11 protein-coding genes and 1 tRNA gene are annotated in these 11,395 nt (G+C 53.8%); 7 read left to right on the top strand and 5 right to left on the bottom strand.

Annotation, left to right across the window (positions count from 1 at the left end; translation table 11 throughout):
- The first annotated feature begins 218 nt into the window (after nt 1–218).
- From DAQ1742_RS00275 to DAQ1742_RS00265, 3 genes are all read left to right on the top strand, one after another.
- Complete coding sequence (locus tag DAQ1742_RS00275) at nt 219–1,403, top strand: BaiN/RdsA family NAD(P)/FAD-dependent oxidoreductase (protein ID WP_035345219.1); 1,185 nt, start codon at nt 219–221, stop codon at nt 1,401–1,403.
- A gap of 94 nt (nt 1,404–1,497) precedes the next feature.
- Complete coding sequence (locus DAQ1742_RS00270) at nt 1,498–2,937, top strand: AAA family ATPase (RefSeq protein WP_197731763.1); 1,440 nt, start codon at nt 1,498–1,500, stop codon at nt 2,935–2,937.
- Nucleotides 2,921–3,553: an HNH endonuclease family protein gene (locus tag DAQ1742_RS00265; protein ID WP_035345224.1), complete on the top strand. Its 633-nt coding sequence runs from the start codon at nt 2,921–2,923 to the stop codon at nt 3,551–3,553. Before DAQ1742_RS00270 ends, DAQ1742_RS00265 begins: the two co-directional genes overlap by 17 nt.
- A gap of 97 nt (nt 3,554–3,650) precedes the next feature.
- Here the strand turns inward: DAQ1742_RS00265 and bhsA are convergent, their stop codons facing one another.
- From bhsA to DAQ1742_RS00250, 3 genes are all read right to left on the bottom strand, one after another.
- Nucleotides 3,651–3,902 carry a multiple stress resistance protein BhsA gene (gene bhsA / locus DAQ1742_RS00260; protein ID WP_035345227.1) on the bottom strand — a complete coding sequence of 84 codons (252 nt, stop codon included), beginning with the start codon at nt 3,900–3,902 and terminating at the stop codon, nt 3,651–3,653.
- Between the two features lie 152 nt (nt 3,903–4,054).
- Complete coding sequence (locus DAQ1742_RS00255; protein WP_035345229.1) at nt 4,055–4,309, bottom strand: hypothetical protein; 255 nt, start codon at nt 4,307–4,309, stop codon at nt 4,055–4,057.
- 278 nt (nt 4,310–4,587) lie between these two features.
- A complete protein-coding gene (locus tag DAQ1742_RS00250; protein WP_035345232.1) occupies nt 4,588–5,643 on the bottom strand; it encodes a hypothetical protein in 1,056 nt (351 codons plus the stop codon).
- 354 nt (nt 5,644–5,997) lie between these two features.
- Here DAQ1742_RS00250 and DAQ1742_RS00245 point away from each other — a divergent pair, with 354 nt between their 5' ends.
- A complete protein-coding gene (locus DAQ1742_RS00245; protein WP_083961117.1) occupies nt 5,998–7,296 on the top strand; it encodes a histidine-type phosphatase in 1,299 nt (432 codons plus the stop codon).
- Nucleotides 7,297–7,370: 74 nt separating this feature from the next.
- On the opposite strand, the gene DAQ1742_RS00240 is transcribed toward DAQ1742_RS00245, so the two are convergent.
- Nucleotides 7,371–8,516 (bottom strand): MFS transporter, encoded by a 1,146-nt coding sequence (locus DAQ1742_RS00240; RefSeq protein WP_051124149.1) that lies wholly within the window; start codon nt 8,514–8,516, stop codon nt 7,371–7,373.
- A gap of 248 nt (nt 8,517–8,764) precedes the next feature.
- Here DAQ1742_RS00240 and DAQ1742_RS00235 point away from each other — a divergent pair, with 248 nt between their 5' ends.
- Genes DAQ1742_RS00235 through DAQ1742_RS00225 form a run of 3 tightly spaced genes read left to right on the top strand, consistent with a single transcriptional unit; the run spans nt 8,765 to nt 10,838 of the window.
- Nucleotides 8,765–9,412, top strand: a complete 648-nt coding sequence (locus tag DAQ1742_RS00235) for an iron-containing redox enzyme family protein (RefSeq protein WP_035345238.1) — start codon at nt 8,765–8,767, stop codon at nt 9,410–9,412.
- Nucleotide 9,413: 1 nt separating this feature from the next.
- Nucleotides 9,414–10,196, top strand: coding sequence for an SDR family NAD(P)-dependent oxidoreductase (locus tag DAQ1742_RS00230; protein WP_035345241.1), 783 nt, complete (start codon nt 9,414–9,416; stop codon nt 10,194–10,196).
- Between the two features lie 12 nt (nt 10,197–10,208).
- Nucleotides 10,209–10,838, top strand: coding sequence for a tetratricopeptide repeat protein (locus tag DAQ1742_RS00225; protein WP_035345242.1), 630 nt, complete (start codon nt 10,209–10,211; stop codon nt 10,836–10,838).
- Nucleotides 10,839–11,273: 435 nt separating this feature from the next.
- Here DAQ1742_RS00225 and DAQ1742_RS00220 read toward each other — a convergent pair.
- Nucleotides 11,274–11,350: transfer RNA gene (locus DAQ1742_RS00220), tRNA-Pro, on the bottom strand.
- Between the last annotated feature and the right edge of the window lie 45 nt (nt 11,351–11,395).

Genomic DNA, 11,395 nt, shown 5'->3' with positions numbered 1-11,395 from the left:
CCGCCGAATCCGGCAAAGAGCGTCAGGTCGCGCCAGTAAGAGGCGACGTCCCACCTGCCACTTGCCGAATGAGCAGGCTATAATCGGCCGCCCGCTGCGGTACTGTTCGCTCAGTGGGCAGCAAGATAACCATAAATACCTGTATGGCTGATAACATAGCCAACGTGACTGATAGCATCGCAAGAGTGATTGCGCGATAACACCCAGGGGAGAGTGATGTGGAACAATTTGACGTTATCGTAATCGGAGCCGGAGCCGCCGGGCTATTTTGTGCCGCGCAGGCAGGCCAGCAAGGGCTCCGGGTCGCCTTGGTCGATAACGGCAAAAAACCAGGCCGCAAAATCCTGATGTCTGGCGGCGGGCGCTGTAATTTCACCAACCTGCACACCGAGCCTGCGGCCTACCTGTCGCATAACCCGCATTTTTGCAAATCCGCCCTCGCCCGCTATACCCAGTGGGACTTCATCAGTCTGGTCAATCGCCACGGTATCGCCTGGCACGAAAAAACCCTCGGCCAGCTGTTCTGTGATGACTCCGCCCAGCAAATCGTCGATATGCTGCTGAAAGAATGCGATGCAGGCAACGTCAAACTGCGCTTACGCAGCGAGGTCATCTCGGTAGAAAAAACAGACCAGTTTCAGATAACCCTCGCTCAGGGCGTGATGCAGGCACCGGCATTGGTGGTAGCAACCGGCGGTTTGTCGATGCCCGGACTCGGAGCCACACCGTTTGGCTATCAACTGGCGACACAGTTCGGCCTCAACGTGTTGCCAACCCGCGCCGCGCTGGTGCCATTTACGCTACACAAGCCGCTGCTCGAGCAATTACAAACCCTTTCCGGCGTTTCTGTTCCGGCGGTGGTCAGCACAGATGATGGCACCCTCTTTCGGGAAAACATCCTGTTTACCCATCGTGGGTTATCCGGCCCGGCTATTTTACAAATCTCAAGCTACTGGCAGCCGGGCGAGTTCGTCAGCATCAACCTGCTTCCCCACCTTGATCTCAGCGCATCCTTAAACACTGAACGTCAGGCGCACCCGAACCAAAGCCTGAAAAACACGCTGGCGCAGTGGCTGCCCAAACGGCTGGTGGAATGTCTGCAAACACTGGGACAATTACCGGAGGTGACGTTAAAACAACTCAGCCCATCACAGCAGGCCGGGGTGGAAACCACACTGCAACAGTGGCGAGTGCAACCTAACGGCACCGAAGGCTATCGCACCGCCGAGGTGACGCTGGGCGGCGTGGATACGCATGAGCTGTCTTCCAAAACCATGGAGGCGCGCAACGTGCCGGGGCTCTATTTTATTGGCGAGGTTATGGATGTCACCGGCTGGCTGGGCGGCTATAACTTCCAGTGGGCCTGGAGCTCTGCCTGGGCCTGCGCGCAGGCGCTGGGGTAAAACTTGCTCCCCGCAATGAATCCCGGAAAGGGATGAATCATTGCCAGAAGATTTGTACACTGCGCAGGCGGCTCAACGTCTGATTAAGGAACGGATGATGAAAATAAAGCAACTCAGGTTGCACAATGTCGGGCGCTTTACCTCTCTCGACGCGCTCATCGCGCCAACGGCTGATTATCCTTCCAATGTAACGGTGCTGGTCGGCAATAACGGTGCCGGGAAAACCTCCATTTTGCAGGCGCTGGCGACCTCGCTCAGTTGGCTGGTCGCCCGGGTACGCAGCGACAAAGGCAATGGTAGCGCCATCAGCGAAGATGACATCACCAACGGCCAGACATCCGCCGCCAGTGAGGTCATTGTGCAAGCGGTTCACCCGCAAAATAACGCGGCCGACAACAACGTCGAATACCGCTGGTTATTAGCAAAATCCCGGCGGGGCAAAAAAGGGCAATTTACCAGCCAGTTTAATGACGTTTCCAGGCTGGCAGACGAATACCGCACGGCATTAACACAAAATGAAAAAAGCAGCCTGCCGTTAATCGCCTTTTATCCGGTCGAGCGCAGCGTGCTGGATATTCCGCTAAAAATAAAAGGTAAGCACCGTTTCCAGCAAGTGAATGGATATGATAATTCGCTCAGGCAAGGGGTGGATTTCCGGCGTTTTTTCGAATGGTTTCGTGAACGGGAAGATATGGAGAACGAGGCAACGCCATCCCTGGTCGATACTCTTTCCAATATACTCGACAACAATCCAGAACAATTTATTACCCAAACGCTCGACCCTGAGAAAAATAAAAATGTCGATTTCAAAGACGAAATAGCTAAATTAAAAACAGCGTTATCAAAATTAAAACAATCCGAAAAATCGAATAAAGATCCACAGCTTGATGCCGTCAGACAGGCGATTTACCGCTTTATGCCGGACTTTTCTAATTTAAGAGTACGCCGCAAACCCCGCTTGCATATGTCCATCAGCAAAGCGGGTAAACCGCTTAACGTGCTACAACTGTCGCAGGGCGAAAAATCACTGATGGCATTGGTGGGCGATATTGCGCGTCGTTTAGCGATAATGAACCCGGCACTGGATAATCCGCTGCACGGGCAAGGCATTGTACTGATTGATGAAGTGGATATGCACCTGCACCCGTCGTGGCAGCGCAGCATTATCGAACGGCTCACCACCACCTTCCCAAATTGTCAGTTTATTTTGACCACCCATTCGCCGCTGGTGATCAGCGATTGCAAGGATGTGTTGGTGTATTCGCTGGATAACGGCGAACTGACCGTTGTGCCCTCTCAGTATGGTCAGGATGCCAATAGCGTGTTGCTGGAGGTGATGGATACACATATCCGTAACGCGCAAATCGCGAAAAAATTAGGTGATCTGCTAGACATGATTCAGCACCAGCAATTAACACAAGCCAAAACGTTGCTGGAAGAACTAACCGCCGAGTTGCCCGCCAGCAATCTGGAACTGACCAAAGCCCGCTTATTACTGCGCAAACAGGAGTTACGCGGTGAGAAAAATCACTAAAGGTACGGAGCCTGCCAGTCTGACAGACTGGAAACGCGCCAACCCCACAGGCCGCTATGACAATTTGACGGAAACCGAACGGCAGGACATCCGCGATGTCTGTGCCAAAGAACAGTTTTACTTGTGCGCCTACTGCTGCAAACCGATCAGTGGTGATAACAGCGACACCATGAATGAGCATGTTCAGGCAAGAAACGAGGCTCCTCAACGTAGTCTCGATTTCACCAACATCGTCGCCAGTTGTACCACGCCAAATCAGTGCGACGCCGCCCACGGTTCACAACCGTTTTCACTTACCCCACTCATGGCGGAATGCGAAACGGAATTGCAATTTATGATTAGCGGGCGCGTCGAAGGCAGGACAGAGCGTGCGCAGGAGGCCATCAAGGTACTAAACCTGGGTGAGCATGAAACACAGAACAAAAAGCTGATTGAGATACGTAAGCAAGCCATTCACTGCCTGCTCCTGGCTAACGGTATCGCCCCTAACGACGGGCTGGAAGATGATGATTTGCTCGCAGAAATCATTAACGATCTCAGCACGCCCCAAAATGGCAGGCTGGAGCCTTATGCTCCGGTGCTGGTGAATATCCTTAAAGCATGGCTTGCGGTATAACCGTCGGTTCGACGTCAGTACGCTTGTACCAAAATAACAAAGCCGCCCTGAGGCGGCCATTGTTGCTCAATATCACGCGGGCTTAATACGCGTATTATCAGTTATAGATTTCAGCGACGCCACGCAGTTGGTTGTCGTTGCCGGTGGCAGAGATGATACGAAATGATTTGGCACCCGCTGCCGTCGCTTTTTCAGACAAGCTGGCCTGCAAACCATCCAGCGTATTCGCGCTAGCGCTGACGGTGCCAATGCGCTCACGGGCAGACTGCTGCACTTCGGTTGCCGCCAGTGTGCCAAAAGAAACGCTAGCCAGAGCGATAACTGCAACAATATTTTTGATAGCTTTCATGGTCAATATCCTTCACGTTGAATTTGGTTTTTTCTTTACTGAAAGCGCGTTCGCTTTCGATGGAAGTGATAATAGACCGGTTGACTCGGCGTTAAAACCGGGTTTATTTGCTCTCATCTTTCAAAAAATATGATTAACATGTCATACCAGCATCAGGGCTGGCCCGCATGTTCGCCGTTAACAGGTATTGACGATGCAGGCAGGCACCCCGTTTCGGCGGGCATCGGGCGGGCTGCCTGAATCACCTCGGGGTGCATTAGCAAATACTCCATCACAATACGGCGGATCTCCGCTTGTTGTGCAGCGCTAAACGTATGGCCGTCTGATGCCGGATACGGTGCGATAGTGTGCCCTGACCACGACACAGCCAACAGCAGCACACCGCAAACCAGCCTGATGATATTCATGACCTCCTCCTTCCAGCAAAGTGACCCGCTATGGCAGGCCCACTCCCCCAATGAATGAACCTGCCGCACAGCAGATCATGATACACAGGCCGCAACACCGGCCATCTGTCGCCGCTGGCATCGCCAGCGCACCAAAGCAGGCTACGCCACGGGCAATAAATTTGCCGTAAAAGTGGTTTATCCCGGTATAAAATTTGTATAAAGCGTCTGAAAACGGGCTGAATAAACAGGCAACAGAGACGCTAGCCGGGTGCACAGGCCCCGGCCGGCAGCACCACTCAGGATGAGGATGACTGGGCGGGGGTGCCACAATCCGGGCAATAGTGATAAAAAGCGTTTTTGCGCAACCCGCAGGCCGCGCAGGTCGAGAGCAACTGCAAGCCGCAATGCATACAAAATGCCGGTGTCGCACCGTTTTGCATAATTAACGGCCGGTCACACCCTGGGCATTGATTGCGCGACAGCGCCGTCAATGCCGCTTCATAGTGAATGGACTCTTTACGCGCCTCTTGCGAGGCTTCCTGTTCCTGCTGTTTTCGCTCCAGATAGCGCTGTAAACCACGCAACAGCGCCCGCCCGCCGAAGTACGTTAAGACCACGCCAACGCCATAACGAATGTAGCCGCCAAAACTGGGCAGATAAGGCACCAGCTCAACAAAGAAGCCGAACAGGGCAAACAGAATAAAACCCCAGACAAACGGCCACTGATTGCTCTTCCGGTAACGACGAAACAGCCATAGCGCAGCAATCAACAACGGGCCGATAAACGCCAGACGGATGAAAAACGCCTGTAACTCTGCTGAGCGCAGCGCCTGCGCATAACGCGCATCCGCTTCACTGTAAAGCTGGCTGATGGCTTGTGTCATCGGCACAAGCTGGGTTTGCAACTGGTTTTTCTCTCTTTGTAATTCGGTAAGTTGCCCATCAAGCTGCCGTTGCAACGCGAGCAAACGATCCAGCTCGTGGTTGCGCTTTATGACCTCCGGGTTCTGGTCAGACTGTTCGGTGCTGCTGCGGGTAGCGCGCCAGTTATCAAAACTGGCTTTAGCTTTGGCGTAATCACTGCCTGCCATTTCACGCGCATCTCGTTTATCGGCCAACGCGGTCGACAGCGTCTCCTGCCCGGCCTGAAGCGGTGCCATACGGGCTTTTTGGGCTTCCAGCGCATTGTGGTCGATAAACTGGCTGCGCTGTGGCGCGGGCGTAAAGGTGGGCAGGTCTTCGAGCAGACCGGCGCTTATCATCACCAGAAAGTAAGCAAACAGCAGCGCCACTGCCCATTGTCCGGTTCGAATCAGCCGCTCAGGCCCACGTAACTGTTTGAATGTTCTCATTGTTATCCTTTTTCATTTCAGTGATGCATAAAAACGGGTGCTCAACGGTAAGTCAGATGCCCGTGTGAGAACATATCCGACAGGCTGGCTTGTGAAAATAAGATGCCACTGACTATGCCATGACTTCGCAGCGACACCATTGCAACAGCCGGATGGGACCCGCACCGTTTTCGGCGAAAAGTCACCCGGCAAAATGATACCAAACCCAAAACAGTTACAGGCTGAAAAACATCCTGCGACTCTTACATAGAAAAAGGATGTTTCCGGCCGTGATGCTGACTTAGCCTTATGCCTCATGTGGCGAGTCGAGATAAGCAAAATACGCCGCACATTTCCCTACACTGAGGACTCATCATGCTTCCTACACGCAAGCGCAAAATTATCACGCGCACGACTGCTGCCGGACTGTTACTGTCAGCACTACCGCTGTTCAATACACAAGCGCAAACTACCACTGACTGGCAACTGGAAAAGGTGGTTGAAATCAGCCGCCACGGCGTGCGGCCGCCGACAGAAGGCAACATGAAGACCATTCAGGCGGGCACCGGGCGTGCATGGCCAGAATGGCTTACCCGCTACGGAGAGCTTACCGGTCACGGTTACGCGGCAGCGGTGAAAAAAGGCCAGTATGAAGGCAACTACCTGCGCCAGCACGGCCTGTTAACACAGGGCTGCCCACAGCCCGGAGAACTGTTCGTCTGGGCAAGCCCCTTACAGCGCACGCGGGAAACGGCCATGGCGTTAATGGATGGCGTATTTCCCGGTTGCGGCGTGGCGATTCAGGGCCCGGCCAGCGAAGACCATGACACGCTATTTCATGCAGAAGACGCCGGGGTGACGCTCGATCAGGCACAGGTAAAAGCGGCGCTCGATCACGCCATGCAGGGCCAAAGCGCGGGTCAGATTCAAACCCGGTTGCAGCCGGTTATCGACAAACTAAAACAGGCCGTCTGCCTGCCGAATACGGCCTGCCCGGCTTTTGATACCGAATGGGCCATCAAAGAGAGTAAAAAGGGCAACCTCTCGCTACACGGCCCGGAAACACTGGCGAACATGGCCGAAACTATCCGGCTGGCCTATAGCAACAACAATCCGCTCAGTCAGGTCGCGTTTGGTCACGCGCGCAGCGCGGCCGAGGTTGGCACACTGCTGACGCTGGCTACCGCTCAGTATGATTTTACTAACGATTTGCCCTATGTCGCCCGCCGGGGAGCCTCAACCCTTATGCACCAAATTGCGCTGGCGCTTACCCCGGAGCAACGCCCTGACGCACCGCCCGAGGCCAAATGGCTGCTGTATGTCGCCCATGACACCAACATCGCCAAATTGCGCACCCTGCTGGGCTTCACCTGGCAGCAGGGCGATTATCCGCGTGGCAACATTCCCCCTGCTGGCAGCCTGATTTTCGAGCGCTGGCGTAACCCGCAATCCGGCGAACGGTTCCTGCGCATCTATTTTCAGGCGCAATCTCTCGACCAAATCCGCAACCTCGACCCGCTCGATAATCAGCACCCGCCGCTGCGCAGTGAGTTTTCCGTTGCAGGGTGTGAGAAAACCGAGGTTGGAACCGTATGCCCGCTTGATGGCGCACTCAAACGGCTTAACGATGCCGTCGATAACAGCGCACTGTTACCGGTGCAATACTCACAGTAAGCACGGTGACACTCCGCGCGGCGGTAATACCGGCAACCACACGGGCAGGCACCGCCTGCCCGGTATTTGCTGCATCAATTTCGCCGCCGGGCGGGCAGCGCATTGGCGGCCAGAAACAGCAAGCCCAGTAGTGTGAGGATAATCACCAGGCCGTCATGACCATACCATTGCATCAGTGCACCGCTCATCAACGGGCCGCTAAAGCTGCCTATCCCCCATAAAACCCCGAACAGCGCATTGATAGCGACCAGATCAACCCCCTGAAACTGCTTACCGGCACGCACCAGCGACAGGGTATAAATACTGCCAGCCGCAGCCCCCAGCCAGAACACATTCGCCCATACCCAGCCGGTGCCATAACTTAACGGCAACCCCACCAGCATCAGCACAAAGATCCCACCGCAAACTTTATGTGCCCGCACCGTACCAAACTTATCGGAAAGCCAGCCTATTGGCACCTGAAGCAGCGTATCGCCGATAAACAACACCGTCACCAGTAACACCGCCAGGCGCTCTTCATACCCATACGCCATGCCATATAGCGGCAGCATCGCCAGAACCGCGCCATCAAAAAAGGCAAAAGCGAACACTGCCATTGCCAATGCGGGCGCAGCCAGCAGAAGAGCAAACAGATTACGCTGACGGTGGGCGTTGAACGTCATACGGGCAAAGGAAGCGCCCGGTAACATCAGCAGGCAGCCAAGATGCAGTGCGAGAATCAGCCATAAGCCGATGGGGTTATCCAGCCCTGTCAGCGAAATCAGCAATGGCCCCAGCAGTTGTAAACCGGTAAAGGCGGTAGCGTAAATCCCGACTAATACCCCGCGCCGGTGTTCTGCCGTATAGCCGCTAACCCAGGTTTCGCCCATAACGATGATAAGACCACAGCAAAACCCCATCACAAATCGAGGTATCACCAGCCCCGGCACGCTATCAAGATAAAAAGAGAGCGCCAGACTGAACCCCATTCCCAGCGTTGACAGCGCAAGTAACCGTCCGGCGGGCAGGCGGGTTGCCAGCGGAGCGGCCATCCATGACGCGGCGAACACGCCAATAGCCGGTAACGCCGACATCACCCCCGTTAACGCCGTGCCATACCCCAGCGCGGTTAATTTCAATGTCACCAGCGGGATTGAATACCCTTGTGCCAGCCCGACTAATGAGGCACTGGTCATCACGGCCATCATCGCCATCCAATATGCCCAGCGAGATCCCGACATACTCCCTCCTCTTCGCTATCTGACTCTCGTGTAATCGGCTTTGAATTATCAACATTATTTTTATCTGCACGAGGTTTTTAACCGTCTTAAGTCTCTCTTAATGCTCCCTCGCTAGTATGGCAGCATCGTAAATTGCCCTTATGGCTAACCAGAGAAACCTTACGGTCTGGAAATACCTGACGAGCGATAAACGCGGTAAAACGCGGCTATCCACAAACATGCCTGCCAAGGCTATTCGGGAGCATAAGATGGGTTTTTATCAACAATTACAATCCGCTACCTTGCCATCACAACAACTGATCCGTTCCTCTGCGGTCGTTCACGCCTGCCGCCAGAAAACGCTAACTGAAACGGTTTACATCGCCTTTCTGACCCAGGCTTACTACTACGCCAGTTATACCGCCTCGCTGCTGATGGCAGCCGGAAGCCGCCTTCCGGCGCACCAAACCTGGTTGCGTCGGGCAATAAGTGACTATATTCAAATGGAATATGGCCATAAGGCCTGGATAATCAACGATATTCTGGCATGTGGTGGTGAAGCGGCCTTCCTGCACCGCCACGCTCCGCCCCGCCACACCGACCTGATGGCGGCCTATCTTTACGAGCAAATCCAGCATAATCCAATGAGCATTTTCGGGCTGGTACATGTGCTGGAAACGAGCGATATGCACATTGCGCCGCAGCTGGCCGAGCAGATAGAAACCGAACTGGGCTTACCGGCCAGTGCCATGAGTTACCTGCACTCACACCGCTCATCGAATGATGTCCATCTCACCTTTTTCGCCGCCCTGATGGACAACATCCGTGATAACGCAGACAAACAGGCGATTATCCATACCGCTCACGTGGTCTATCCGTTGTACAGCAACATGCTGCACAGCCTCACGGAGCACTAAAATGAAACTTGAAAACAAACGCATTTTACTTACCGGCGCTATCAGTGATATTGGTCAGGAACTGGCACTGTTACTGGCAGCGAAAGGCGCACGGCTGTATCTGGCAGGCCACAACGAGCCCGCATTACTGGGATTGATACGCCGCCTCCCCAATCCCAGCCACCATAATATTCTGCTGGCTGACCTGAGTGATGAGCAAGACCGCAGTGCACTGGCTGAGTGCTTCCCGGACAACGCCAGGCTGGATATCCTGATAAATTATATCGGCCCGCCTGTTTTTCGTTTGTTCGCCACACAGGATTACACGGCCATCACCGACCAGTTGATGAGCACTATCCAGGCTCCGATTTTACTCACTCATGCCCTGCTTGATTGCCTCGGCAAGCCGGGAATTATCATGAATATCAGTCCGGCATTGGGCATAGGTTATCCCGGTTACAGTGTGTATTGCGCCGGTGAGGCCGCATTGCACAGATTTAGTGAGGCGCTGAGCCATGAACTGTCATATCAGGGTGTTAAGGTATTGCACTTGTCACCTCAATTGCCGCGCGGTGTGCCTGATTTACAGGCAGGAACCCAACAGGAGCCGTTAACGTGCCTGGACAGCGCACAGCAGGTGGCACAGCAAGCAGCCAGTATGCTGGAAAAAGAGAGCACTCACGCCAGGCAAAGCCTGCGTGACAGGTTGTTAGTATGCCTGCGCACACTGATGCCATCAGTGGCAGATAGCGCTATCCGCCGCCGGTTTGATAAACACCGGCATCGCGCCAAAGGACACGAATAACGGGAAAACAACATGCCGATTCGCACATTCAGGTATCCGGTTATCACGCTGATTAGCGGCGTTTTGATGGCAGGAGCAGCCTGCGCGAATGCGTCTCTTGATATCCATCGACAGTGGGCAATTTGTCAGTATCAAACGCTGGCAAGCCAGAAAGCACTCTGCTTTTCTGAACTGAGCCTGACAGCACAAGAACTGGCCGATGCTCACCCCAGCCAGGCGGATTACCTTATCGGGTCTGCTATGGTAAACAGCAGCCTTGCGGGCGTGAAAGAGGGGATGGAGGCACTGAATCTGGCGGGAAAAGCCAAAAGTGCGCTGGAAAAAGCCCTCATCCTTGACCCCCAGGCACTGGACGGTACAGCTTATACCATTCTCGGGGTTCTTTACTATCAGGTACCCGGCTGGCCACTGGGGTTTGGCGACGAGAAAAAAGCGGAAAAATACCTGAAAACCGCGCTGGCCATGAACCCTAAAAGTATTGATGCCAACTACTTTTACGGCGATTTTCTGCTGAAGTCTGGCCGTAAAAATGAAGCCAGACCCTACCTGAACGCGGCATTACATGCCCCTCCACGCCCAGGGCGAGAGCTTGCCGACCAGGGACGCCGAGCCGACGCTGAAAAAGCGCTGCATCAGCGATAATAAACCACCGCCCCGCGACGATAGCCCCCCTGAACCGGATAACGCCGACGCGCCACATCAGGTGTTGTTTTTTTCATCTGACACCAACACCATTTCATTAAAAAACCTAATATTTTCACTCTAAAACCGATCGTAACCCACCCCTTGTGTAAAAAAAGGTAAGCAACAAATAAAACAGACTGTTTTTATAAAAAAACCAAGAATAAACAAAAAGAAAATAAAAACAGCAATCAGGCGACTACCAGGAAAACCACCGATTAGAGAAAGATACTGTGTCGAAATAGACGGCATTACCATGAAGTGATACGCGAGGGAAGAAAAAGCACAGAAAACACCGTATGTAAACGGGCTTTCAGCCACTGAAAAACAAAAAAGCCCGCCATCTTTACGATGCGAGCTTTATGTCAACAGCCATCGGGAAAGGCTGTTTGAAAGTGGTCGGTGAGAGAGGATTCGAACCTCCGACCCCTTCGTCCCGAACGAAGTGCGCTACCAGGCTGCGCCACTCACCGAATGCGGGGCGCATATTACTGCGCACCTACACTAGCGTCAATCCC

It is taken from the genome of Dickeya aquatica (assembly GCF_900095885.1).
Lineage (GTDB): Bacteria > Pseudomonadota > Gammaproteobacteria > Enterobacterales > Enterobacteriaceae > Dickeya > Dickeya aquatica.
Note: the sequence above shows the minus strand (reverse complement) of the source record. Positions and strands in the feature narration are given on the sequence as shown.